The sequence below is a fragment of the Neoakkermansia glycaniphila genome (genome assembly GCF_900097105.1).
In the GTDB taxonomy this organism is placed as follows: Bacteria; Verrucomicrobiota; Verrucomicrobiia; order Verrucomicrobiales; family Akkermansiaceae; genus Akkermansia; species Akkermansia glycaniphila.
In genome coordinates this window covers 343916-367971 of sequence record NZ_LT629973.1, presented here as the reverse complement: position 1 = coordinate 367971, position 24056 = coordinate 343916, and the positions used below count along the sequence as shown (strand labels likewise).

Here is a 24056-nt window from a genome sequence, read left to right as displayed (position 1 = left end):
TCGGGTGCCGGGCGGGGATGCGGGTGCGTGTTGCCGCCCGGCTTCTGTTTTACGGTGGAAGCCGTTTGTCCGAAGTGCGGTGCGGAGGGCCGTATCATGCAGGGATTGCGTCATGAATAGGCGAAAGATGAAACGTAGGCTTGCGTTGTAACCGCAAGTTCTATATGATTTTGCACCTCCTGCACGCGCATCAGGCATGCCGGAGGTTTACAGTTTTCTACCAATATTATGCTTAAGTGGATTCTTACCAAGATTGTCGGCTCAAAGAACCAGCGTGAAGTGCGCAGATTGAGGCCTATTGTGGAGCGTATCGTAGCTCTTGAAGAATCCTGGGGCCCCGTGAAGCAGGAGTTTCTGGTGCAGAAGACTCGCCAGTGGCAGGCTTATCTGCATCGTTTTACGCCGCTTGTGCTGCCTCCGCGCAGCGTGATTTCGATGGCGTCTCCCGAAGAGTTGGCCGAATGGGCGGAAGTGCTGAACAAGCGGTTCCGTTCGCTGGACGACGTGTTTCCGAAGCTTCCGACGATTGCGCCGACTCCCGAATCCATTGAAGAAGGCAAGGTTGCCTTCGCCGAGATTGAACCCCGTTTCGACAAGATTCGTGCCAAGTATCTGGAAGATATTCTTCCCGAAGTGTTTGCTGCCGTGAAGGCCGGAGCGCGCGCGATGAAAGGCTCGGAGATTGATGTTTGCGGCACGAAGATGAAGTGGGATATGGTGCATTTCAATGTGCAGCTTCTCGGCGGCATCGCTCTGCATCGCGGCTATATTGCCGAAATGGCGACGGGTGAAGGCAAGACGCTTGTGGCGACTTTGCCCGTTGTGCTGAATGCCATGACGGGCCTCGGCGTCCACGTGGTGACGGTGAACGATTATCTTGCCAAGCGCGACTCGATGTGGATGGGTGCGCTTTTCCAGTATCTCGGCCTGACGGTGGGCTGCATCCAGAGCATGATGCCTTCCGATCTGCGCCGCGAGCAGTACAACTGCGACATCACCTACGGTACGAATGCCGAATTCGGTTTCGACTACCTGCGCGACAACGGGATGGCGAGCAGCCGCAAGGAGCAGGTGCAGCGCGGCCACTATTTCGCGATTATCGACGAAGTGGACTCCATTCTCGTGGATGAAGCCCGCACACCGCTTATCATTTCCGGCCCCGCCGTGCTCGACCGCGAGCAGCAGTACGATACTCTTTGCCCGCTGATCGAACGCGTGGTGAAGGAGCAGGCTCTTCTCTGCAATGAGTTGATGGCGAATGGTATGGAGGCGGCCAAGGAAGGCCGCCTTGAAGAAGCCGGCCGCTATTTCTTCAAGGTGAAGCAGGGTGCGCCCCGCAACCGCCAGTTCATGCGTGCGATGGAAGAACCGGAATACCGCCGCATGCTCGAAAAGTTCGAGACGTATCTGTATCAGGATACGCGCAAGCGCGAGCTCTACCAGCTGAAGGAAGAGTTGTACTTCACGGTGGATGAGAAGACGCACGATGCCGACCTGATGGAGAAGGGGCGCGAAGTGATTTCTCCCGGCAATCCGGAAGCATTCGTGCTGCCCGATCTCGGTACGGAGTTGGCGAACATGGATGAAAATCCGCGCATGACGACAGCCGAGAAGGAAGCCCGCAAGCGTGATCTGATGCAGCGCCTCGATGAGACGGGCGTGCGCCTGCACACGACTTCGCAGCTGCTGAAGGCCTACACGATTTACGAAAAGGATGTGGAATATGTCGTCCGCGAAGGCAAGGTCATCATCATCGACCAGAACACGGGCCGCGAAATGCCCGGCCGCCGCTGGAGCGATGGCCTGCATCAGGCCGTGGAAGCCAAGGAAGGCGTAGAAGTGGAGCGCGAAAACATGACGTATGCCACGATCACGATTCAGAACTATTTCCGCCTGTACAAACACTTGGCGGGCATGACGGGCACCGCCGAAACGGAAGCCGCCGAGTTCCACGATATTTACAAGCTGGACGTGCTGCCCATTCCGACGAACCGCCCCTGCATTCGTAAGGATGCCAATGATTTGATTTTCAAGACGCGCCGTGAAAAGTTCAATGCGGTGATCAATAAGATTCAGGAGCTGCACACGAAAGGCCAGCCGATGCTGATCGGTACGGCGAGTGTGGATGCTTCGGAAACTCTTTCCCGCATGCTCAAGCGTGCCAAGATTCCGCATGAAGTGCTGAATGCCAAGAACCACCAGCGCGAAGCCGATATTATCGCTCTCGCGGGTCAGAAGGGCGCCGTCACCGTGTCCACCAATATGGCGGGCCGCGGTACGGACATCAAGCTTGGCGAGGGTGTTGCCGAGCTGGGCGGCCTGTTCGTGCTGGGTACGGAACGCTACGAATCCCGACGCATCGATCGCCAGTTGCGCGGCCGCTGCTCCCGCCAGGGCGACCCGGGCGCTTCGCAGTTCTTCCTTTCGTTCGAAGACGATTTGATGCGCAATTTCGGCGGTGCCGAGCGCATGACGAAGATGATGGACCGCTTCGGCATGAAGGACGGCGAAGCCGTCGAAAACTCGCTGATGAACAAGATCATCGAAGGTGCGCAGAAGCGTGTCGAACAGCGCAACTACATGTGGCGCAAGCATGTTCTCGATTACGATGACGTGATGAACAAGCAACGCGAGATCGTGTACGGCAACCGCAATAATGCGCTGACGTACGAAGAACCCCGCGAGCTGATTTACGAGATTCTTGACGAAGTCGTATCGCGCAAGTGCCTTGAACATCTGACTCCGGATGAAGAAGGTCGCACGTCGGAAGACGAATTGCTGCAGTGGTGCAATTCGACGTTCCCGCTCGGCTGGTCTGCCGAAGAAACGGATTTCCTGAACAAGAGCGTGGATGAAGCCGCCGCGATGATCGTGGGCAAGGTGAAGGAAACCTACGAGCTGAAGGTGGAGCATGAACGTGCCGAACATCTCGACCATATGGAACGCCAGATTCTTCTGCAGGCGATCGACAAGCACTGGCAGGAGCATCTGACGAATATGGACGCTCTCCGAGAAGGTGTGCGCCTGCGCGCCCAGGGCCAGAAGGATCCTCTCGTGGAATACAAGGCGGAAGCCTACACGATGTTCGAGAATCTGATTACGAGCATCGAGAACGAGACGCTCAACAATCTCTTCCGCAGCACGACGAATCTCGACGCCTTTGAAGATTTCCTCGCTTCCTTGCCGCAAGGCAACGATGAAAACGACAATCTCGAAGGATCGTTGAGCGGTCTGAACGGCCTCTTCGGCGGCGGCGATCTGCTCGCCGCCCTGCGCAACCAGATGGCGAATCTGCGCGGGATGCAGGAGCAGCAGGATGCCCTTCCTGTGGCTGAGCACGCAGAGGACGAGTCGGTTTACATGAGCGAGTCGATTTCCGCCGTGTCCGATGCGGTTCCTTCGTTCGGCACGGAAAAGCCGATGACTCTTCCCAAGCGCAAGATTTCCGTCAACATCAAGCGTGAACCGGGCTCCGAAGCTCCGGTATCCGTCGATGAGAAGGATGTGGAAGGAGAGGAAGCGGAACCGTCCGAAACGCTGGGATCCATGGATTCCGGCAGCATGGGCGACAGCTCTCCCTTCACACGCTAACGCCTGAATCGACCAAGATGGGCGTTCTTGATGTCCGTTCCGTACTCGAATACGTGCCGTATTTCCGCGGCACGCTGTTCGTTGTCCATGTGGCGGAGAGTTTGGTGGATTCCGAAGAGCTGGTCGATGCTCTGCTTGATCTCGATGCTTTGCAGGAGATTGGTGTGAAGCTGGTGCTGATTGCGGAGGACGACCGTGCCGCCAGCCTGTACGACCGCTCGCGCCGCTGCGAGATGCGTTCCGCCTGCGTGCAGGCTTCTCTGAGTGCGGGAGCGTGTGCGGTAGAGCGCGTGCGGGAGATTCTGGGGCGTAATCAGGTGCCCGTCGTTTCGTCGGGCGCATGCGGCAATTTCGACGAGTTGTCCGTACAGCTTGCCGTCGATTTGAAGGCGGTGAAGTATATCGCGCTGATGGATGGGAATATTCCCATGCGCGGGGGCAAGCCCATTTTCTCGATTCTGGAGAGGGAGGTTTCCCAGGCAGCGGACGTGACGCACGCGTATGTGCTGGAGATGGCTGCCGAGGTATGCCGCCGGGGTATTGCCCGCGTGCATCTGCTGGACGGCCGCCGCCGCGGTGTGCTGGTGGATGAGCTGTTTTCTGAAGAAGGGGTCGGCACGATGGTGCATACCGACTCCTACCGCGAGATTCGCCCTCTGGAAGAGGAGGATATTCCCGAGCTTCTTTCGATGATCGCCCGTTCGGTGGTAGATGCCAAGCTGGTGGACCGCACGTACGAGGATATTCTGGCGCGATTGGATGCTTATTCCGTGTTTACGCTGGATGGCAGCATTGTCGGTTGCGTAGCGCTTTATCCTTATCCCGACGACGATTGTGCGGAGCTGGGTTGCCTGTATATCAAGTACGATTATGCGGGGCACGGTTACGGACGCGCTTTGTGCCAGTTCGTCGAGAAGAAGGCAAAGGATTTGGGCTTCAGTCATATTTTTGCCGTTTCCCGCAGTGCCGTGGAGTATTTCCGAGATCATTTGCATTATGCCGAGCTATCGCGCGACGTGCTTCCCGCCGCGCGCCGACGTGCCTTGGAGCTGAGTGGCAGATCGTCCGGCGTGTTTGGCCGGGAGTTGTAAAAAAAGTTGGATTTTTTGTTAGATTGCATGTGGAGAAATGTGCTGGAAAAGAGCGTTTTCTTCTTCTTCGGATATTTCTTTGAACGCTTTTCCATCACGCGGCATCTATGCGTTATATGGATAAGAATGCTTCAGAAAAATCGTGCGGTGCATGTAAGCTGCTCAGTGTCCCGTGGCCTGATACAACTCAACTCGGCTTGCTTGTCTTGCGTGTCGGTATCGGTGTGCTGATGTCGGTGCACGGGTGGGAAAAGTTGGAGATGCTTTTGGAAGGGAAGGGAGGTGCCTGGCTTGATCCTTTGGGCATCGGTTCGACTCTGTCCCTGTTCCTCGCCATGTCCGCCGAATTGTTCTGTTCGATTCTGCTGATTGCGGGCTTCCTGACACGCCTGGCTGCTTTGGTTCTGATTATCAATTTTTCGGTGATCGTGTTCGTATTCGATCCCAGCACGTCATGGAATGCCTCCTATGAACTGGGAGTAGTTTATCTGGTGGCGTATGTGGCCTTGTTCCTGACAGGAGCCGGGAAACTTTCCGTGGATCATTTCATTACCGGAAAGCTTCTGAAGGCTCGGGATTGTTGAGGTGTGACCCGGTCAATGTTTCGATGGCGGCCTATGGCTACCATTTTTCATAGTCGGGCAGAAGATAAAAGAGAAAGCCGCCTCTTATGAGGCGGCTTTCTGTTGCATTGTTGATGTGAGTCGATTTCCGCTTATTTGGCGGGTACCTTGGACATGAGCTGGGCGATGTCGCGGCCTTCGGCGATAACCTTGCCGTCGGGTCCGATCAGCTTCATGGTCGGGATGCCGTTCGGAGCATGTTTCATGGCAAATTCGGGAGCTTTGTCACGCGGGTAGATGACCCACGGCATTTTTTCCTTTTCGGCCCATGCTTTGGCAGCTTGCGGCGTTTGGTCGAAGCTGATGGAGATCAGTTCGACTTTGTCTTGTCCGGCGATATGCTTGTTGTAGCCTTCGACACTGTGAGGAGCCAGGTTGCGGCAGGGCGGGCACCAGCTGGCGCTGTAGTACGCGATGTAGTATTCGGCCTTGGTGTTCGGCGTTTTTTCCCCCCATTTGCCGTCGGTCAGACCGAGGCCGGGCTTGAGTTCGGCGCCGAGCTTGGATGCACCGGCAGCCGGCGCTGTTGCGGCAGCAGGGGTGGTGGCAGCGGCGGGCGTATCCTGGGCGAAGGCGAAAGCCGAAGCGCAGGCACAACAGATCGAGATAATGGTGATTGCTTTCATTGTTGTTCTTTTATGATAGCAAATGCATTTTCGTTAGCAAGATATGAAAGGGGAAAAGACGTTATTTTACGTGTCATGCCTGATAAAATCTGTGTTGCCGATGATGTCGGTTCGATTTTTGTTCGCTTTTGCAGAGATGCCGTTGCGCCATGAAGAATCAAAAGAGGAGGCAGGTTCATGAAGGCTGCCTGCTGTAGTCTGGCGACGGTGTGCAGGTGCAGCGTTTTATTTGGCGGGAATCTTCGCCATGAGCTCGTGAAGTCAAAACTGTGGCGCAGGCGGCGATTTGCTGGCAGATCAAGGTGCCTCCGCGGATGTTCAGGGGCGCTCGCCAAGGTATTGCAGCATTTGGCGTGCCCGGTCATATTGCGGAGAGGTGCGCAGGGCTTCGCGGGCTTTTGCCGCAGCTTTCCGCCTGTCTCCGTGTTCGAGGTAGATGGTGGCCTGTACATACAGGAAGTCGGGTTGCGTCGGTTCGGCCTGCAGGCATGCATCGAGATCCTTGAGGGCTTCCTGCCATTGCCCCATCTGGTTGTGGAGCAGGGCGCGGTTGTAGCGGGCCCGTGTGTAGGCCGAGTCGAGGGTGATGGCCTGCGAGAAGGCGAGGAGGGCGTTTTGGTTTTGCTCCGTTTCGACGAATCCCAGCCCGAGGAGGTACCAGAGGGAGGCATCGTCCTGATCAAGAGAGGTTGCTTTCTGCATGTATTTGAGCGCGTCTTTTGTGCGCCCGCAGGTGGAGAGGAAGATGGCATAGTCCCGGTGAACGGCGGCGGAGGTGGCATCCCATTCGCAGGCTTTGCGGTACCATGAGTCGGCAATGTCGTAGTTGCCCTGAAGTCTCGCGAGTTCGGCGAGTTTCATGGCTCCTACGGGTTGGTCCGCCTGATGTTTCGCCGCGGCTTCGAGTTCCTTGAAGGCGGTGGTGTTGCGGTCGAGTTTGTCGCGAAGTTCCCAGGCTGCCTGTATGCGTACGGCGCGGATGGGGTCGTGAAGCAACGGTTCTGCTGCGGCATTTCCTGCGGAGCCGAGTATGCGTGCGGCGGCTACGCGGGCGAGGGGTTCTTCTTCGCTGGCGGCGTCTTTGGCGGCACGGATGATTGCTTCATCGGCCGGATAGGTGGCAAGGAGGTCGAGCAGGGTGGCTTTCCATGCGCCGTTTTCTTCTTTGGCAAGTGCTTTGAGAAGGGCTTCGCGTGCGCCGGGTTTGTTGTCGTAGGCCATTTGGACGGCGCGGGTGCGGTCACGGTAGGCTGCCATTTTGGGTTTGTCGCCGTAGTATTTCCGTACGTCTTCCGCTGCCTGCAAGTCGGTTTTGTTGCGGTGGCACATGGTGCAGGCGTTGGGGATGCCGAGTTCGACGCTCATTTGAGGGTCGGGGCTGTTGAAGGAGTGGTCACGCCGCGGGTCGCGCGCCATGTAGTTGCTTTCAGGCATGTGGCATTCGACGCATCGTGCTCCCTTGCTGCCTTGCGGGCAGGGAGTGTGCTTGGCGATGTCGATGACGGGGGCTGCGATGCCGTTGACTTTGGTGCCGTTGCCGTGGCAGCGGAGGCAGAGGGAGTTGTCTTCCTGCGGGAGTTTGAGGGTGCCGGAATGAGGGTCGTGGCAGTCGATGCAGGTGACTCCGGCTTTGCCCATGCGGCTGAGGCGAAGCCCGGTTTCGCAGTAGTCTTCATCGCGCTGCATGCCGTTGGGCCAGAAGACGCCGGGTTGGGTGGGCAGGATGAGGAGGAAGTGGTCGTCGAATTTGTCGCCGATGGCGAAGTCATGGTCGAATTCGTGGCGGCGTGCGTGGCAGGTGGCGCAGTTGTCGCGGATTTGTTTGGCATCCGGTTTGGTTTTGGTGGAGATCATGCATCCGGTGCCTTTTTCGGGATGCTTGAGAAGGGGGCCGTGGCACTGGATGCAGGAGACGCCGGGTTCTTTCCAGTCGGAGTGGTAGGTGTGTTTGTTGAGGTTGTAGTTTTTCTGGAATCCGCTCATGTGGCACCATGCGCACTGGGAGTTCCAGTTCATGCCGCGCCCGGTCCAGTGACCCCAGTCGCCGGGCTGGCGGCTGTCGTTGCCGAACATGTCGAACCATTCATGCTTGAGGATGTCCCATGCCGCGCTGGGGGTGTGGTAGCCTTTATCTTCTGCGGGGACTATGTATTGGACGAGGGGCGTGCGGCCGACGGCCCATTTGGCTGTCCAGGCTTTTCCGGTGGGTATGTCGAGGATGGAGCGCTGTTGTTTGTCGTCCGTCTGGAAGGAGAGGGTGGTGCCGTGGGCCTTGAGTTTGTGACCGTGGAAGGCTTCCGCATCCCATTTCGGGTTGAGGCTGCGGAAGGCCCATGCGTGGTCGGATTCCGCCCAGCTGCGGAACTGGTCCGGGTGGCATGCGCCGCATTGCATGGAGATGGGGATCTGGCTTTGATCCCAGTGGCCGCTGATGCCGGAGAATACTTTTTTGGGCGGAGCTGCGCCGGAGTCATCGCCATCCTTCGAGCAGGAGGTGAGCAGGCTCAAGATGCCGACGGCGGAGACCAATGCTCCGCCGCGGATGAGTCGGGTGATGGCGATGGACGCTTTGCTCATGGAGGCGTCAGGGTTGCGCGGTCCATTCGAGCCGGGTGGCGTCTTTCCAGAGCTGTTCCATCTGGTAGAATTCGCGGACTTCTTCGGACATGACGTGTACCATGACGTCGATGTAGTCGAGGACGGACCAGAGGGCATTCGGGGTGCGCTCAGCGTAGACGGGCGAGATGCCGTATTTTTCGTCGACGTCTTTGTCCACATCACGCAGGACGGCGCGCAGGTGGGGGACGGAGGATGCGGTGCAGATGACGGCGAAGTCGGTGATGGAGGATGTGCCTCGCAGGTCGTAGATGCTGACGTTTTCAGCTTTGATGTCGGAGGCGGCCTGTGCGCAGGCAAGTGCCAATTCTTTGGAATCGGGAGACATGTCGTTGTGTGGATGTTTCTTACAGTTTGGAGGGAGATTGCGGCGCTACTTCGTCGCCGTTCTGGTCTTCGTCGTCGTTTTTATAGGGAGGCGGTTCGTCGTCCGGCGTTTGCAGGTCGGTTTCCTCGTCGTCGTCCGAGGGGACGGGCGGCGGGGAGGTTTTGTCCGGCGGGGAGCTCATGGTGCCGTTTTCGAGGAGTTCACGCACCTGGTCGCCGGAAAGGGTTTCGTAGGTGACGAGGGCGTCCGTGATGAGGTCGAGCTTGTCGCGGTTGTCCCTGAGGATCTGGATGGAACGGTCGTAGCCGCCCTGAACGATGCGCTGGATTTCTTCGTCGATGATTTGCGCGGTGTGTTCGGAGTAGTTTTTCGTGTTCTGGCTGATGTCACGGGCGAGGAAGACTTCACCGTGGCTGGAGCCGTATTCGACGGGGCCGAGGCGCGAGCTCATGCCGAATTCGCAGACCATGCGGCGGGCGATGTCGGTGGCGGTGTGGATGTCGCCGGAGGCTCCGCTGGAGACATCGCCGTAGACGATTTCTTCGGCGCAACGGCCACCCATGCAGATGACGATGCGGTCGAGCATTTCGCTGCGGTGCCAGCTGAACTGGTCTTCGCCGGGGAGGCTCATGGTGACGCCGAGTGCAGGGCCGCGCGGGATGATGGTGACTTTGTGCAGCGGGTCGCTGGCTTCGGTTTTGAGGATGCAGATGGCGTGGCCCGCTTCATGTACGGCAGTCATGCGTTTTTCCTTGTCGCTGATGGCAAGGCTGCGGCGTTCGCGGCCCCAGCGGACTTTTTCGCGCGCTTCTTCCAGTTCGTCGTTGGTGATGGCGGGCATGTCCTTGCGGGCGGCGAGGAGAGCGGCTTCGTTGATGAGGTTGGCGAGTTCCGCTCCGGAGAAGCCGACGGTGGCGCGGGCGATGGGTTTGAGGTCGACGTTTTCGGCCATTTTGACCTTGCGGGCGTGGACGCGGAGGATTTGTTCGCGGCCCTGTACGTCGGGCAGGCTGACGGTGACCTGGCGGTCGAAGCGGCCGGGGCGGAGCAGGGCGGGGTCGAGTACGTCCGCGCGGTTGGTGGCGGCGATGACGATGACGTTTTCCGTGGCGGAGAAGCCGTCCATTTCGACGAGGAGGGCGTTCAGCGTTTGTTCGCGTTCGTCGTGTCCGCCTCCGAGGCCGTGTCCGCGGTGGCGGCCTACGGCGTCGATTTCGTCGATGAAGATGAGGCAGGGAGAGTGTTTTTTCGCTTCGCTGAACATGTCGCGCACGCGGCTGGCTCCGACGCCGACGAACATTTCCACGAAGTCGGAACCGCTGATGGTGTAGAAGGGTACGTCCGCTTCGCCGGCGATAGCGCGGGCGAGGAGGGTTTTACCGGTGCCGGGAGGTCCTACCATGAGGATGCCTTTCGGGATGACGCCGCCAAGGTTGCGGAATTTGGCGGGGTTGCGGAGGAATTCGACGATTTCCCAGACTTCTTCCTTGGCTTCGCTGACGCCTGCGACATCCTTGAAGGTGATTTTGTTGCTGCCCGGCGAGTTCAGGCGGGCGCGGCTTTTGCCGAAGTTCATCGCGCTGCGGGGGCCGCTGCCTCCGGTCTGCGAGCGGAAGATGAAGAAGAGGATGAGCAGGACGAGAAGGATGGGCAGAAGGTTGACGAGGATGGTGCGCCATGTGCTGGAGTCCGTCCGCACGGCAACGTTGCCGAGGAGTTCCATGACTTTGTCGCGTTCCATTTCTCGCGAGAAGGGGACTTCCACTTTTTCGAGCATGTTGGGCTGGCTGTCGAGTGCGGGCCATGTTCTCGTGATGTAGGTGCCGACGACGACGCCCTGGTTGCCGTTGTAGAAGATTTGGGGCGCCGGGGTTTTGATGCCGTTGTGTTCGATGGGCTGCAGCCTGCCTTCCTGAGCAAGGCGTTTGAAGGTGGCAAGGTCGATGCGCTGGTGTTTGGCTTCGATTCTGGCGAGGGCGGTCGGCGCTTCTTCAAGGGTGTCGTCCGCGATGTCGGTGATGCCGAGGTCGTTCATCAGGCCCTTGATGTTGTCTTCCGTCGAGAAGGGCATGTAGAAGGTGTGTTCCGTGATTTTTGTCGGTTTGACCTTGTCGATGTAGCGGTTGGCGTAGATGGTGCCGTCCAGAGAGCTGTCCGAAAGGACGACTTCAAGAGGGAATTTTTTGTTGTCCTGAACGATGCGACCGTCCCGGTAGAGGGAGGTGAATTCGGCCAGTGTCAGTTTTTTGGAGCCGAAGCCCATGGAGTTGGGGCCGATAAAGGCATAAGCCAGAACGCCGACGATGAGGAGGATCAGTACCCAGACACCCCAGTTGGGAGTGGGGGTGGCAGGCTTGTTGGGCTGCGAAGGCGGACGATTGGACGGCTGTGGTGGTTCTTGGTCGGACATGGCGTTCGAAGATTTCGGGTTTGCTCCCGAATGCGAGCAGTAATCTTACCGTGCGTTTTCCTGCTTGCAAACGATATTTCGAGACATACGGAGAAATACCATGGGCTTTTGCATGTAGCCTGTTGAATGGGCTATAGGCGATTATACGGATGTGTATGGATATGCACAGGGATCTCTCCATTCCCTCCGGTGACGGGCGGTCGGCGCGCTGTATGACATTGTATGGTCAAAACGGGGGATCGGTATTGACGGGATTTGCCTTTTTGTTATGATGTGCTACAGATGAGAGCGTGTTTACGTGTATGTTTGATTGCCGTGTTGTGCTGCCTGCTTGTGTGGTGGTTTCATGTGCCGTGGGATGGTTACGTGTTGGTAGGCATGGTTGTCGGTGCTCCGTTTTTGCTGTTTTTTTTGCTGGCGGACAGGAAGGCATGTGCCCATGGAGAAGGAGGAGAGGGATCGGTGAAGGCTACTGCATGGTGGAGGCTTGTTTTATCGGCCGTTCTGGTGTTTCTGGGCAGTTCTTTGGTCGTGCTGCTGTATAAGGAGTCGATGGCCGAGTATGTGGGGCATATGGATTATCCGCAGGGCGTACCCTATTATGCAGATGAATACGAGTATGATGTGAAGGTTGCCGAGTTGCTGGCTGCTATGGCTTTGTCTCTGTGCATGGCTTTGATTCCTGCGTTGTTTGTTTTGGACAGGAAGCTGGTGTTACCCTTGAGGGTGTGGGTGATTTTAAGCGTGGCCGCTTTGTTTCCGTTTGTTCAGGTTGCTACACTGCGTCCGCCTTGGGCAAAGCTCCAGACTATGGCCGAAGAAGCGGAGCGGAAGACTCTTTCCGATGGATGATCCTGATCCCGGACGGTGTTTCTGCGTTCTGCAGGCTGTCGAGGTGATGGAATTGCCCGTTTTTGCATGCGGTATTTCCTGTATTCCGAAGGATAGGGAGGGGCGAAACCGGGATTGACGGCGGGCCGTTTTATGCTACACTTCCGTTTCCCCTCCTCACCCTTTTCCCCTATGATGCCGTCCCTTCTTTTTCCTGTGGATCTGTTTTTCTGTGTGTTTTTTCTGTTCGCGACTCCCGTGCTCGTTTTTGTGTTGATTACGTTCAACAAAGAGAAGAATGTACGGCTGCGCATGCAGGAGGAGAGTGTTGGGGCATTGGTGCGGCTTTGGCTGTCGATCGTTTTGGCAGGCGTCGCCGGTTTTTTCATGCTGCGTGCCTATCTTGTGCTTTCCTTGATTATTTTATTTGCAGATGCAGAGTCCGGGATGGCGGAGCGGGGCGGCCTTTGTTCGATCGAATGGTATTTCATCGGAGGGTTGCTGTTTTATGGTGCAGTGTCGGTGCTGATGGCGGTTGCTCCCGTGTTGGCGGCGCGTTGCATGGGGTTCAGGATGGCTCCATGGGTGTGGATCGGGCTTCCCGTTGCGGCCATAGTGCCGTATGTCGCGTATGTGGGGATGGAAGTGATGAAAGGTTTGATGTGATGCTGGGAGAGATATTGAGCGTTTTGTTTTGGTTTGCTTTGGGATTGTGTCCCTTGGCGGCTCCCGTTGTGCTGGGATGGCTGTTGGCTTCAGGCGAGCCGGGACGGGCTGCCAAGAGTGATGGTTGCTCGAAGTCCGGTCCTTCATGGTGGAGGTTATGCCCGGCTGCATTGCTGGTGTGGGGTGGCTGCAGGTTTGCCGTTGTTGTGTTTAAGTGGTTGAGCTGGGGGGACGGTTTGCTTTCCAATGATGAATGGAGTCGGGTGGTAGTGACGGAGGGGAAGGGGGCGGATTTGGCATGGAAGATGCCGGGGCTGTTTCTGCTGGCTTTGGCGATGGGTGTTGTTCCTGTTCTGGTGGTGAAGTTGATGGGGTATGCAGTGCCTTTGCGGGTGTGGGTGGTTATTGTCACGGCGGCTTTGTTTCCTCCCGCCGTGTTTGCGATAGAGGTTTTCTGCTGATGAAGGCAAGGATGCCTTTTTGACATCAATGTGCAGGCCGGGGCATGTCGGGATTGACGGCTGGCGGTTTTTTGCTACAATTTTTGTGACTGCTCCTTTGACCCTATGGAAGTATTGTTTTTTGTGCTGTTTCTGCTGATGACCCCCTTTTTAGTTTTTCGGTTGATTATTACCGATAAGGAGAAAGGTGAAACGGCGTATGCCGAAAAGCATGGTTCCGGTGCGGAGGCGAGGCTAGCGCTGGCGTCCTTGTTTGTGGGGATGTGCGGTTTTTTCCTGCTGGGTGTTTATGCTTCGTTCGGGTTCGCTCTTGCGATGCCGCGGTGTGCGTTTTCCGATGCATATTTGTGGGGAGGTTTGCTGGTCTGTATGGCGGTGTCTGTACTGGTGGGGATTGGTCCGCTTGTGGTAGCGCGTGGCAAGGGGTATAGGGTGGATGTTCGGGAGTGGCTATGCCTTGCGATCGTAGTATCAGCTCCGTATGTTGTAGTTTTGTGTGCTTTTGATTGGAGGTGAACGATGGCTGAATGGTTTCAGGAATGTTTTTTTATAGCCTTTTTGATCGGCATGCCGCTCGGTCCTTTTGTGGTCAGCGGGTTGTTGATGCCTGACTATGACGAGGACGGGCGTGTGGCGGTCAGCGCGCGGAAGGTTGCGCGGTGGCGGGTTGTTTTGGCTTCCGTGATGGTTTTGTTCGGCAGTGGGATGGTGTGCTGCTTATATAAGGATGAGGTTTGCCGTGAGTCGTATTATTACTGTATCAGGTGGAACGAGTTGCTTTGCTTGATGGCACTGTCTTCCGTTCTGGCGGTGGCTCCGCTGGGTGTGGTGTATGGCGGCAGATTGTGGCGGTGCCGATGGTTGGCGGCCATTCTGATCGGGGTGTCGCTGCTGCCTTACTGGGGAATTTGGGATTTGCCTGCTCCGGCACGATGTGAGGAGCCGTTGGTGAATGGCAGGCAGATTGCTCCCTGACGTAACAGGATGCCTGTGTGTGGCACGTTTGAAAGTTTTTTGTGCGATGTTTGTTCTTATTCTGCTCGGTTTGATTGAGGTGTTCGTGTTGCCTCTGATTCTGTATTTGCTGCTCAAGATGCCGGAACCGACGTGGCTGGATTTGGAGTACGAGGAGCCACCTGCGCAAATGAATTGGTGGCGGCTGCTGCTGGCCGGGCTGGTTGCGTTTTTGATAGGGTGTGTTGCTGTGGGATGGTATGAGCTGAGGATGGAGTATTCATTGCGGGATGGCTCCGTGCCCCACTGGGTATGGAATCGTCTGGTGTGGCGGCTTGTTACGTCGATGGGCGTAGCGGTGGTGTTTGTCGTGTGGCCGGCTGCTGCTGCGATGTATCGAGCCTATCATGGGAAGGTGCGAGTCTGGTGCGTGCTGGTGCCAGCGGTGTTGCTGCCTTTTTTGCATGTGGCGACGGTTTTCCCGGCGCGCGGGGCCGATCCGTGGGAGAAGCTGCAGGATCAGTGGACAGGCAGGCGTTTGCCGGCGGAGAGGTAGGCGTTTCAGACGTCGTCCGGCCATTTTTGCCGGGGGTATCGTCCGGCGAGGTCTTTTTTCATTTGGGGGTAGCCCGTTTTCCAGAATCCGGCGAGGTTGTCGGTGATTTGCCAGGGGCGCTGGTTTGGGGCGAGGATTTCGGCGAGGACTTTGATTTTGCCCTGCGCGATGACGGGTGTTTCCCGGACGCCGAAGAGGAGCTGGGCTTTGAGTCCGAAGACGGGGGTGGAGTCTTCCCGGTACCGGAGTTTGACGTTTTGGCCGTTGGAGAGCTGGAGGGAGGTGGGGGCGTAGCGGTCGAGGGCTTCGCGCTGCCACGGGGAGAGCCATTCGCGGAGGACGGGCATGACCTGCCGTTCCTTGATGTCTTTGTAGCCGATAGCTCCTTCGCAGATCATGGCGATGGCGACGAGGCGGTCTTCGGTGTCGAAGGAGGGGAGTTCGAGTTCGGGCATCCATTGGCGGAGTCCGTTGAGACGGCGTATCCATTGTTCGACGTGGCCGTCCCAGTGGTCGAGAGAGAGGGTGCCGGCGACGACTTGTTCGGTGAGGAGGGGGGCGGCCTGTTCGGGGTCGGCATCGCCTTTTTCGCGGTCTTCGAGGATGAGGTCGCGATAGCGGGTGAGGAGGTGGCGGAAGACTCGTTTGCGCTGTTTGTCGTAGGCTGCTGCGGTTTCTTCGATGAGGCTGCCGGTGGCGGTTTTGAGGTCGTCGATGGTGATGAGGGTGCAGCGGCCTATTTTCGTTTCGACTCCTCGGCCGCCGATTTCGGCGACTTCGGCGGCGACGAAGAGCTGCCCTTTGAGAGCGACGCTGCCGGAGGCGATTTTTCCGCTGCGTTTGCGGGTGAGGCGGGCGGTGTTGGCGGCGATGCCGTTGCGGGCGGCGATGCGGTCGGCAAAGCTTTCGACGAGCGCGCGGGTGATGCCTTGGCGGGCGCGGTGGAAGTCCGGAGCGGGCGGCGGGGTGCCTTCGCGCCCCCTGAGAAGTTGTTCCCACGCGCGGTCGATTTCCCGTGCGGCCCGGGCCATGATGCCCCATTTGTTGCAGGCGGAGGGGTCGAAGGAGAGGGCGCGGGCTTTTTCGACTGCCCGCCATTCGGCCTGAAAGTCGGTGTAGTCGTCCGGTTCTTTGAGGCTGTCGTGGGGTTCTCCGCCGAGGAGGATGTTTTCTCCCTGGATGAGGGCGGCGATGGCAGCCATTTCCGGCTGGCAATTTTCGTCTTCCCCGGCGATCATGAGGCGGGCGAGGACGGGGGCGAGGGGGTAGGCGAGCATGCGCCTGCCGATGGAGGAGAGTGTGCCTTCGGGGGTGACGGCTCCGAGGTCTTCGAGGAGTTGCCAGGCGCGTTCGCTTTCTTCGGCGGAGGGGGCGTCGAGCCAATGGAATGTTTCCATGCCTTCGCGGCCTTTCTGCCCCCAGGCGAGGAGGTTGAGGTAGGCGGCGCTGATGTCCGCGCGGTGGACTTCCGGGGAGGGGAAGGGGGCGCGGCGGGCGTGATCCGCCTCGCTCCAGAGGCGGATGCAGTAGCCGGGGGAGAGGCGTCCTGCGCGGCCTTTGCGCTGCTCGGCCTGAGCCTGCGAGATGGGGACGATGTGGAGGGTGGAGATGCCCCGGCGAGGGTCCCAGCAGGCTTCGCGGGCGGTGCCGGAGTCGATGACGCTGCGGACTCCTTCGATGGTGAGGGAGGTTTCGGCGATGTTGGTGGAGATGATGACGCGCGGCCTTGTGCCGCATTCGACGGCTTTGTTCTGGGCTTCGGGGGAGAGTTGGCCGTGCAGGGGGTAGATGTCGCGGTCTTTGAGCCACGAGGCGTGTTCGAGGAGTTCTGCTGTTCTGCGGATTTCGTAGGCGCCGGGGAGGAAGATGAGGATGTCTCCGCAGTTTTCGTGGCGGATGAGGGAGCGGAGGGCGTCCGCGCATTGCTGCCAGACGGGTGGCGGGGCCATGATGCCCCGGGAGTCGCGCACGGGGCGGGGCGGCATGTATTCGGTTTCGACGGGGTACATTTTCCCATGGGCACGGAGGATGGCGGTTTCCGGGCCGAGGTAGGCGTGGAGCTGGTCGATGTCGAGCGTGGCGGACATGACGACGAGGCCGAGGTCGGGGCGGACGGTGCGGGTGAGGTCGAGGACGCGGGCGAGGCAGAGGTCTCCGGAGAGTCGGCGTTCGTGGATTTCGTCGAAGATGACGGCGCTGATGCCGCGAAGTTCGGGGTCGTCCGTGAGGCGGCGTTCGAGGATGCCGTCGGTGACGAAGAGGATGCGTGTTTTGGAGGATTGGCGGCTGTCGAAGCGGACGGCGTAGCCGACTTCCTGCCCAAGGGGGCAGGGGTATTGCCGGGCGACGTACCCGGCGAGGAGGCGCGCGGCGAGGCGGCGCGGCTGGACGACGAGGACGGTGCCGCGTTCTCCCCATCCGGCTTCGAGCATCATGCCGGGGATGCGCGTGGATTTGCCGGAGCCGGTGGGAGCGCTCAACAGGATGCGGGCACCGGGGCTGCTGGCGGCGGAGAGGAAGTCGGGGCGTATGTCGTCGATGGGGAGCATGTCGATGTCGGGATCAGGTGAAGATGTAGTGGAAGAGGCGTTCGGCGGTGTTCAGGAGCTGCCATCCGGCGATGGCGAAGTCCGGCCCGCACAGCAGGGGGACGAAGCCCGGGAGGCCGGGAAGCAGAGATCGGTGGCGCGTGAGTCCGATGCTGCGTTTGAGTGTAATGCAGACCCGATTGCCGCAGGCAGTCATGCAGGCGACGGCCAGTACGGTGGCCAGGATGGTCAGGGATTGCGGGAGCAAGGCACGCAGGATTTCAATCCGGGGAGGAGGCGTGTGTTCGTAGTCGAGCGAGAAGAGAGGTGTTTGCACCACGGTGATGATGATCCAGATGGCAGAGACGAGGAGCCATGAACCCATCAAGGTGTGCCATGGTTTTCGGATCGGGCTGGGGGATGACGATGTGTGGCCGCGGGGAAGGAAGCCGCTGGCGCTGCGATTGATGAGCCATGAGGCAGCGTTGAAGGAGAGGGCGATGAGAATGATTTTAACAGCAGGCGGCCATGCGTCGAAAACGAGGGTTTGGAGGTTTATGCTTTCGTTCAGGATGGCGATGATTCCCCATGAAAAGAACCAGACCGGGACGATGGAGACGAGCAGGTCGGTGGAGACGGAAGCGAGGCTTTTTTCCGGTTCGGAGGATCGTGTCATTTCCCAGAGCAGGGCGGCCATGGCGATGAAGCCGATGAAGGCGATGGCTACATTCCATGGGTCAGGGTATTCGTGTTGTCCTCCGGAGCGGTAGGCGCACCCGAGGACGGAGACGGTGAATATTCTGACTCCATCGAATCCGAGCAGCCATGGGTAGGGAAGTCCCAGAAGCAGGATGAGCCACCGGTGGCAAAGTTTTTTCTTTTCTTCGAGGAGCAGGCTCCATTCAAGGGTTGCCATGTTGCACAGGATGCAGAAGCATACGATGTACACGGGCAGGGAGTTGCTATCAAGGACGATCCATCCGGCGGAGAGTAGCACGAGGAAGGTGAATGCGGCTTTGGCGGCTGCATGCCGTCCGGAGGAAGGAAACGGTGTTTTGGGGGTGGCGTTCATGCGTGAAAAGGCGAGTTCCAGTCTTTTGTAGCACAAATCGCGTCGATGACGCCATGATGAATTGTATCACAGGAGTGTAACAGGCGCTGTGGCCGTACTCTGGCGGTGTTCGGTCTGGTCGATTGGATTGTCCATCCGATGCAGGCTACCATGGAGGCGACGGCGCTGCGTCGAGCTGTTACTTGTTCCATGGTTGAAATTCAGGTTGGGAGGTTGTTCAGCAAGGCAATGGCCGCCAGAAGTGCGGACGAGGCAGCAAGCGGCAGGCCGAGGCTGCCGAGGAGGGTTGAGATATGCCGGTTTTCTGTTTGTTCGATGCCCAAGGTTTGGCGAAGGTAGATCGCGGTCAAGGCTCCGAAGTGGGCGAGGAGTCCCATGCCGAAGATGAGGGCGGGAATGGAAATGACGAAAATCAGAATGAATTTGATGATGGTGAGGAGGTGTTCCGTCCAGTCGAGAGAAGAGGCATTGAACCATGCGTCGGGCCAGTGGTACAGCAGGGCAGTGGCGGCGGCGATGGAGAGGGTAGCAGTCGCGCCCAGCAAGCCTTCCCATGTGCGTTCGGGGGCAATGTGTCTGCTTAGAGGGTTGCGTTTGAAGATTTTTCCTCCCAGCCATTTGTTGAAGATTGCAGCCAGCAGTTCAAAGAGGCCGCAGGCAAGGAGGAGGAGAATGACGGGCGGCAGGATGTGGCTCGGCGTGTTTCCGGTCGGGATGAGGGCAGATAGAGCCCATGAGAAGAACCAGGCGGGGAAGAGGAAGGGCAGGACGGTGCCGCTGATGGCGGAGAGGTTTTTATTTTGGTTTCCGGGTGATGCCATTTCCCACAGGACGGAGGTTGCGATGAAGCATGCCAGATAGATTGCCGAAAGGGTGAAGAAGGAGGTGAGGATGTGGAGCTGTTCGGACGAGTCGGGAAACAGGAGGAAGGATGGGTCCCCTTTGCCGCCGAATTGCAGGATTGGTGTTTGCCGGGTATATTGGCTGTACATGCCGAGGATTGCGCCCGCCATGAGCCATGGATAGGCGAGGCCTGCCGCAAGGAGGAGGTTGCGATGGCAGGTTATGCCGTTTTTCTTGAGGGATGCTGCCCATTCCAGAATGGACAGGTTGCACAGGAGGCAGATCAGGACGGCGTAGCAGGCGGGTCGGTTGTATATGGCTGCGGCGCAGGCGGCGATGATAAGAAGGAGGGTCCGGACGCAGGAGTGCAGGGTAGCCGGGGGCATGGACGAACCGGGTTAGAAGAGATGGAGTACGTTGGCGCAGAATGCTCCCAGGCTGATTCCTCCGCCTACGATCATGCTGACGGTGAAGGCGGGGCTGTCGATGAGGTCGAAGATGCCGCCGATTCCCGGCAAGAGTGAGCCGGAGTCTTTGACGGCGAGGCTGCGCTTGATGAGGGAGCCTGCGAGGTCTCCGATGACGGCAAGGAGGGCGATGATGATGATGATGGAAGCCAGTATCCACGGGTAATGCAGTGCGGCAGGCATGAGGACGGTTGCCAGCCCGAAGCCCGCGGCGGTGGTGAGGAGCAGTGAGCCGATGAAGCCTTCCCACGTTTTTTTCGGGCTGATGTGAGGGATCATTTTGCGGTCGCCGAAGATTTTGCCGCCGATGAGGACGCCGCTGACGTAGGCGCAGATGTCTGTGAGTTTGGTGACGAGGATGATCCAGAGCAGCATGCCGACAGCGCTGTCGGCGAGGTGTGCACCATGGGCTTCCGCGATCAGGAAGGCAAGGGCAAAGCTGAACATCCATACGGGGTAGATGAAAGCCAGCAGGGTGGTGCCGACGCTTCGCAGGGCGCGGTCGGCTTCAATGGGGCGGCGCATTTCCCAGACGAAGGAGACGACGGCCACGAGTGCGACGGCGAAGAAGGCGAATGCAGAGAAGGCGGTAACGGCCTGAGTGGTGTCGATGCTGCGAACGTGAGGAGTGTCGCAGTACAGGCACCATGTTTCTTTGATGCTGAAGTGGCCGAGCAGGAAGAGGAGCCATGGGTAGGGGAGTCCGGCTGCGAGGACGAGCCAGCGCTGGGCGTAGTCTTTTTTCTCCTTGAGCATGGCGTACCATTCGATGGTGGTGAGGTTGCACAGGAGGCAGATGAGGATGGCATAGCCCCAGACGCTGTTCCACCAGAGGACTCCGCCGACGAGGGTGAGGAGGATGACGGTGCTGAAGAGGCGTTCGAGGAAGGTTTTGAGCTTGGGTGTCATGGAAATGAGGGGGAAGGATCGCAGATATGCGCAGAGTTTCTCAGATGTCCGCAGAGGGTGGCATGATGTAGCGTTTGTAATATAGTTGAGGGGTGCCGAAGTTGAAGAGGAGGGCTTTGGTCAGTTTGGTGATTTTGAGGTAGTTGAGGATTTGTGCGTCTTCCGTGCCTGAGAGGTGGGTGAGGGCTTTCAATTCCAGAAGGAGAGTGCCGTGGCAGACGAAGTCTGCACGGTAGGAAGACGGCAGTAGGTGGCCTTTGTAATGGATGTTCAGTTTGGCTTCCCGTTCATAAGGTATGCCTTGGGTGTGCAGTTCCCATTCCAGTGCTTCCTGATAGGTGGATTCCAGAAAGCCGCATCCGAGTTCCCGATGTACGGCCATGGCTGCGCCGATGACGTCGTATGTCAAGGGATCGCTGTCACGGGTGTACATCGGGCCGGATGACGATGGGTTTAACCAGAGCGGGGAATGTGCAGGATATGCAGAAGAAATTTCTGAGTCAGTCTTTTCTATCTGCGTTATTCTGTGTTCCCGCTCCGGTGTTCTGAGGTTTAGTGCGCGCAGGCGGGGCAGGCCCAGTTGGCGCGGATTTGGGCGAAGAAGTCGTTGCCTTTGTCATCGACGAGGATGAAGGCGGGGAAGTCTTGCACTTCGATTTTCCAGACGGCTTCCATGCCGAGTTCGGGGTATTCGAGGAGTTCGACTTTTTTGATGTTGTCTTTCGCCAGGATGGCGGCGGGGCCGCCGATGGAGCCGAGGTAGAAGCCGCCGTGTTTTTTGCAGGCATCGGTGACGCACTGGGCGCGGTTGCCCTTGGCGATCATGATGAGGGAGCCGCCGTTTTCCTGGAAGAGGTCGACGTAGGAGTCCATGCGGCCTGCAGTGGTGGGGCCGAAGGAGCCGGAGGGGTAGCCTTCCGGTGTTTTGGCCGGGCCTGCATAGTAGACGGGGTGGTCTTTGATGTACTGGGGCAGCCCTTCGCCGTTGTCGAGGCGTTCCTTGAGTTTGGCGTGGGCGATGTCGCGGCCGACGATGATGGTGCCGTTGAGGCTGAGGCGGGTGGTGACGGGGTATTTGGAGAGTTCCGCGCGGATTTCGTCCATCGGGCGGTTGAGGTCGATGCTGACGGCGGTGGGCTGGACGGTGCGGAGTGCTTCCGGGATGTACTGGCCGGGGTTGCGCTCAAGCTGCTCGATGAAGATGCCTTCGGGGGTGATTTTCGCCTTGGCATTGCGGTCGGCGGAGCAGGAGACGCCCATGCCGACGGGGCAGGATGCGCCGTGGCGCGGGAGGCGGACGACACGGATGTCGAGCGCATACCATTTGCCGCCGAACTGGGCGCCGAGGCCGAGTTTGCAGGCTTCTTCATGCAGTTCCTTTTCAAGGGCGAGGTCGCGGAAGGCCTGTCCGTGTTCGTTGCCTTCGGTGGGGAGGGTGTCGTAGTATTTGGTGGAGGCGAGTTTGACGGTTTTCAGGCATATTTCCGCCGAGGTGCCGCCGACGACGAAGGCGACGTGGTAGGGCGGGCATGCAGCGGTGCCGAGGGTGCTCATTTTTTCGACGAGGAATTTCTTGAGCGTGGCCGGGTTCAGCAGGGCTTTTGTTTCCTGATAGAGGTAGGTTTTGTTGGCCGAGCCGCCGCCTTTGGCGACGAAGAGGAAGCTGTATTTCATGCCTTCGACGGCGGCGATATCGATCTGCGCCGGAAGGTTGGTTCCCGTGTTCTTTTCCTTGTACATGTCGAGGGCGACCGTCTGGGAGTAGCGCAGGTTGTTCTGCGTGTAGGCGTCGTACACGCCGTGGGAGAGTTCTTCGCAGTCGTTGCATCCGGTCCAGACCTGCTGGCCTTTTTTGCCGACGATGTTGGCGGTGCCGGTGTCCTGGCAGAAGGGGAGGATGCCCAGGGAGGCCACTTCGGCATTGCGGAGGAGGGTGAGTGCTACGCTTTTGTCGTTTTCGCTGGCTTCGGGATCGCTCAGGATGCCCGCAACCATTTTGAGGTGTTCGGGGCGGAGGTAGAAGGCGATGTCGTGGAAGGCTTCGGCGGCGAGGAGGCGGAGGCCTTCGGGCGCAACTTTGAGGATCGGTTTTCCTTCGAATTCGCCGATGCTCACGTAGTCTTTGGTGATGAGGCGGTACTGTGTTTTATCCTCGCCGAGGGGGAAAGGATCCTGATAGTGAAACGGAGGCGTAGCCATAACAGGAGGCATGATAGCGGAGTTACCTCCGAATTTCCAGCGCAAAAATGCAGTGTCTCCCGAATGGATAGAAAGAGGCGTGTTCGGCTGTTTGGCTGGGAATTCGGCGGCCGGGTAGGATGTTGTTACACTTCTGTTACACAAGTCGTGCTTGTTCCCGATGATGGATTCGTGATAGAAAGGGAGTTGATTTCCCTCGACTCCCATGACTGCTTCTTCCAAACTCGTGTTATCCAGTTTTCCCGGTACTTTTTTGCTGTTTGCCCTGCTGGCCGTGGTCTGGTGGGTGGATGCAGCCTGGGGCTATGCGGGGCTCGTGTGCGGGCTGTGCAATATGGGTACGCTCGACTGGCACCGCCTGCTGCGGGAGAAGGATGGCTATACGCAGGGGAAGCTGGCCTTGTGCGCCGGGCTGGCCTATCCCTGGCTTCTGGCAGCGATTGCCGTGGAGGCCCGCGACAGGGTGCTGGTGCTTTCCAACGGTTGGTCGGCCCATTTGGGGGATTTGTATGCGGTGGCGGCTGCCGGGGTGTTTGCCTGTTTTTATCTGGTGATGCTGATGGTGCTTGCGTTGACGTGGGAGGCATTCCGCGCGGACGGGTTCGAGCGCGCGGTGCGCAATATCGGCCTGACGGTGCTTTCGTTTGTGTTTCCCTGCTGGATGCTGGCGTTCGCACTGTTTTGCCTGGTGGGGATGGATGCGGCGGGCGGTACGCTGCCGAGGGAGGCTTTTTCGATTCTGGTCTGGCTGATGGTGGTGACGAAGCTGGCGGATCTGTTTGCGCACGGTTGCGGTGTGTTGTTCGGCGGGCGTTTGTTCGAGTCGGCACGCATGGCTCCGGTGCAGCATCCTGCGACGACATGGGAGGGATTTATGGGAGCGATGATTCTGACGGCGGATGCAGGGTTCATTCTGGCGTACTGCTTGCGGTTCCCGATTCTGCACAAGCCGTTTTTCCTGATTGCCGTTCTGCTGGCTATCGTTCTGTTGGCGTATTTCGGCAATTTCGCTTCTTCGCTGGTGCGGAGGAGTTTCGGAAGAGAGGATGCTCCGGATGCGTTCGGCAGGTGGGGGAGCGGGATCGCGTTGACGGGTAGTCTTGCTTTTACGGTGGGGGTGGCCGTGGTGGGCGGGCTGCTGTTGCTGGGCCTGTCGAATGTGTTTCCGGCCGTTGCGGATTGAGGAAAAAGATGAGTGTTCTCGGCTCGAAATCCGAGGGTGGCGTATGTATGTGTTCCTGTTTCGTTTCTGCTTTTATCTGATGGAATAATTTTCTGCCGAATC

General features: G+C 58.5%; 21 protein-coding genes. 10 read left to right on the top strand and 11 right to left on the bottom strand.

The features are described from left to right. Positions 1–228: 228 nt before the first annotated feature. The 3 genes from secA (at position 229) to PYTT_RS01485 (ending at position 5266) form a co-directional block, all read left to right on the top strand. Positions 229–3591 carry a preprotein translocase subunit SecA gene (gene secA / locus PYTT_RS01495; protein ID WP_067772701.1) on the top strand — a complete coding sequence of 1121 codons (3363 nt, stop codon included), beginning with the start codon at positions 229–231 and terminating at the stop codon, positions 3589–3591. Positions 3592–3608: 17 nt separating this feature from the next. Then, positions 3609–4682 (top strand): GNAT family N-acetyltransferase, encoded by a 1074-nt coding sequence (locus PYTT_RS01490; protein WP_067772697.1) that lies wholly within the window; start codon positions 3609–3611, stop codon positions 4680–4682. A 116-nt stretch (positions 4683–4798) separates the two neighbouring features. Beyond that, on the top strand, positions 4799–5266 hold the full coding sequence (locus tag PYTT_RS01485; protein ID WP_083076420.1) for a DoxX family protein: 468 nt from the start codon (positions 4799–4801) through the stop codon (positions 5264–5266). 131 nt (positions 5267–5397) lie between these two features. Here the strand turns inward: PYTT_RS01485 and PYTT_RS01480 are convergent, their stop codons facing one another. From PYTT_RS01480 to ftsH, 5 genes are all read right to left on the bottom strand, one after another. Next, a complete protein-coding gene (locus PYTT_RS01480; RefSeq protein ID WP_067772694.1) occupies positions 5398–5931 on the bottom strand; it encodes a thioredoxin-like domain-containing protein in 534 nt (177 codons plus the stop codon). Continuing rightward, complete coding sequence (locus PYTT_RS13205; RefSeq protein ID WP_141675693.1) at positions 5928–6110, bottom strand: hypothetical protein; 183 nt, start codon at positions 6108–6110, stop codon at positions 5928–5930. Before PYTT_RS13205 ends, PYTT_RS01480 begins: the two co-directional genes overlap by 4 nt. 139 nt (positions 6111–6249) lie before the next feature. Further along, positions 6250–8508: an ammonia-forming cytochrome c nitrite reductase subunit c552 gene (locus PYTT_RS01475; RefSeq protein WP_067772691.1), complete on the bottom strand. Its 2259-nt coding sequence runs from the start codon at positions 8506–8508 to the stop codon at positions 6250–6252. Positions 8509–8515: 7 nt separating this feature from the next. After that, positions 8516–8875: a ribosome silencing factor gene (rsfS, locus tag PYTT_RS01470; protein WP_067772688.1), complete on the bottom strand. Its 360-nt coding sequence runs from the start codon at positions 8873–8875 to the stop codon at positions 8516–8518. A 19-nt stretch (positions 8876–8894) separates the two neighbouring features. After that, positions 8895–11285, bottom strand: a complete 2391-nt coding sequence (gene ftsH / locus PYTT_RS01465; protein ID WP_067772684.1) for an ATP-dependent zinc metalloprotease FtsH — start codon at positions 11283–11285, stop codon at positions 8895–8897. A 315-nt stretch (positions 11286–11600) separates the two neighbouring features. Here ftsH and PYTT_RS01460 point away from each other — a divergent pair, with 315 nt between their 5' ends. The 6 genes from PYTT_RS01460 (at position 11601) to PYTT_RS01435 (ending at position 14753) form a co-directional block, all read left to right on the top strand. After that, a complete protein-coding gene (locus PYTT_RS01460) occupies positions 11601–12137 on the top strand; it encodes a hypothetical protein (protein ID WP_141675691.1) in 537 nt (178 codons plus the stop codon). A gap of 195 nt (positions 12138–12332) precedes the next feature. Then, entirely contained in the window at positions 12333–12782 is a 450-nt protein-coding gene (locus PYTT_RS01455) for a hypothetical protein (RefSeq protein WP_156850302.1), read from the top strand. A gap of 206 nt (positions 12783–12988) precedes the next feature. Beyond that, entirely contained in the window at positions 12989–13243 is a 255-nt protein-coding gene (locus PYTT_RS13200; RefSeq protein WP_141675690.1) for a hypothetical protein, read from the top strand. 105 nt (positions 13244–13348) lie between these two features. Further along, a complete protein-coding gene (locus PYTT_RS01445) occupies positions 13349–13759 on the top strand; it encodes a hypothetical protein (protein WP_067772672.1) in 411 nt (136 codons plus the stop codon). A 270-nt stretch (positions 13760–14029) separates the two neighbouring features. Next, the gene (locus PYTT_RS13195) at positions 14030–14218 is read left to right on the top strand and encodes a hypothetical protein (RefSeq protein ID WP_141675689.1); all 189 of its coding nucleotides are present in this window, start codon (positions 14030–14032) and stop codon (positions 14216–14218) included. 46 nt (positions 14219–14264) lie between these two features. Next, complete coding sequence (locus PYTT_RS01435) at positions 14265–14753, top strand: hypothetical protein (RefSeq protein WP_067772666.1); 489 nt, start codon at positions 14265–14267, stop codon at positions 14751–14753. Between the two features lie 5 nt (positions 14754–14758). Here the strand turns inward: PYTT_RS01435 and hrpB are convergent, their stop codons facing one another. The 6 genes from hrpB to PYTT_RS01405 all read right to left on the bottom strand — a co-directional run bounded on the left by hrpB (position 14759) and on the right by PYTT_RS01405 (position 22771). Beyond that, positions 14759–17302 carry an ATP-dependent helicase HrpB gene (gene hrpB, locus PYTT_RS01430; protein ID WP_067772663.1) on the bottom strand — a complete coding sequence of 848 codons (2544 nt, stop codon included), beginning with the start codon at positions 17300–17302 and terminating at the stop codon, positions 14759–14761. Positions 17303–17315: 13 nt separating this feature from the next. Next, positions 17316–18353 carry a hypothetical protein gene (locus PYTT_RS01425; protein ID WP_067772660.1) on the bottom strand — a complete coding sequence of 346 codons (1038 nt, stop codon included), beginning with the start codon at positions 18351–18353 and terminating at the stop codon, positions 17316–17318. Positions 18354–18553: 200 nt separating this feature from the next. Further along, positions 18554–19582 (bottom strand): phosphatidate cytidylyltransferase, encoded by a 1029-nt coding sequence (locus tag PYTT_RS01420; RefSeq protein ID WP_067772657.1) that lies wholly within the window; start codon positions 19580–19582, stop codon positions 18554–18556. A gap of 12 nt (positions 19583–19594) precedes the next feature. Then, positions 19595–20572 carry a phosphatidate cytidylyltransferase gene (locus PYTT_RS01415; protein WP_067772654.1) on the bottom strand — a complete coding sequence of 326 codons (978 nt, stop codon included), beginning with the start codon at positions 20570–20572 and terminating at the stop codon, positions 19595–19597. A 40-nt stretch (positions 20573–20612) separates the two neighbouring features. Beyond that, positions 20613–21005, bottom strand: a complete 393-nt coding sequence (locus tag PYTT_RS01410; RefSeq protein WP_067772651.1) for a GxxExxY protein — start codon at positions 21003–21005, stop codon at positions 20613–20615. A gap of 119 nt (positions 21006–21124) precedes the next feature. After that, positions 21125–22771 (bottom strand): fumarate hydratase, encoded by a 1647-nt coding sequence (locus PYTT_RS01405; RefSeq protein ID WP_067772648.1) that lies wholly within the window; start codon positions 22769–22771, stop codon positions 21125–21127. Between the two features lie 205 nt (positions 22772–22976). On the opposite strand from PYTT_RS01405, the gene PYTT_RS01400 reads away from it, so the two are divergent. Further along, positions 22977–23954 (top strand): phosphatidate cytidylyltransferase, encoded by a 978-nt coding sequence (locus PYTT_RS01400; RefSeq protein ID WP_067772645.1) that lies wholly within the window; start codon positions 22977–22979, stop codon positions 23952–23954. Positions 23955–24056: the final 102 nt, after the last annotated feature.

Bases quoted from the DNA above. Each gene is read 5' to 3' on its own strand.
- PYTT_RS01480 (WP_067772694.1), bottom strand. From the start codon at position 5,931: ATGAAAGCAATCACCATTATCTCGATCTGTTGTGCCTGCGCTTCGGCT.
- PYTT_RS01400 (WP_067772645.1), top strand. From the start codon at position 22,977: ATGACTGCTTCTTCCAAACTCGTGTTATCCAGTTTTCCCGGTACTTTT.
- PYTT_RS13195 (WP_141675689.1), top strand. From the start codon at position 14,030: ATGGCACTGTCTTCCGTTCTGGCGGTGGCTCCGCTGGGTGTGGTGTAT.
- hrpB (WP_067772663.1), bottom strand. From the start codon at position 17,302: ATGCTCCCCATCGACGACATACGCCCCGACTTCCTCTCCGCCGCCAGC.
- PYTT_RS01445 (WP_067772672.1), top strand. From the start codon at position 13,349: ATGGAAGTATTGTTTTTTGTGCTGTTTCTGCTGATGACCCCCTTTTTA.
- PYTT_RS01435 (WP_067772666.1), top strand. From the start codon at position 14,265: ATGTTTGTTCTTATTCTGCTCGGTTTGATTGAGGTGTTCGTGTTGCCT.
- PYTT_RS01490 (WP_067772697.1), top strand. From the start codon at position 3,609: ATGGGCGTTCTTGATGTCCGTTCCGTACTCGAATACGTGCCGTATTTC.
- PYTT_RS13205 (WP_141675693.1), bottom strand. From the start codon at position 6,110: ATGAACCTGCCTCCTCTTTTGATTCTTCATGGCGCAACGGCATCTCTG.
- PYTT_RS01485 (WP_083076420.1), top strand. From the start codon at position 4,799: ATGGATAAGAATGCTTCAGAAAAATCGTGCGGTGCATGTAAGCTGCTC.
- PYTT_RS01425 (WP_067772660.1), bottom strand. From the start codon at position 18,353: ATGAACGCCACCCCCAAAACACCGTTTCCTTCCTCCGGACGGCATGCA.
- rsfS (WP_067772688.1), bottom strand. From the start codon at position 8,875: ATGTCTCCCGATTCCAAAGAATTGGCACTTGCCTGCGCACAGGCCGCC.
- PYTT_RS01415 (WP_067772654.1), bottom strand. From the start codon at position 20,572: ATGACACCCAAGCTCAAAACCTTCCTCGAACGCCTCTTCAGCACCGTC.
- ftsH (WP_067772684.1), bottom strand. From the start codon at position 11,285: ATGTCCGACCAAGAACCACCACAGCCGTCCAATCGTCCGCCTTCGCAG.
- PYTT_RS01410 (WP_067772651.1), bottom strand. From the start codon at position 21,005: ATGTACACCCGTGACAGCGATCCCTTGACATACGACGTCATCGGCGCA.
- PYTT_RS01405 (WP_067772648.1), bottom strand. From the start codon at position 22,771: ATGGCTACGCCTCCGTTTCACTATCAGGATCCTTTCCCCCTCGGCGAG.
- PYTT_RS01420 (WP_067772657.1), bottom strand. From the start codon at position 19,582: ATGCCCCCGGCTACCCTGCACTCCTGCGTCCGGACCCTCCTTCTTATC.
- PYTT_RS01475 (WP_067772691.1), bottom strand. From the start codon at position 8,508: ATGAGCAAAGCGTCCATCGCCATCACCCGACTCATCCGCGGCGGAGCA.
- secA (WP_067772701.1), top strand. From the start codon at position 229: ATGCTTAAGTGGATTCTTACCAAGATTGTCGGCTCAAAGAACCAGCGT.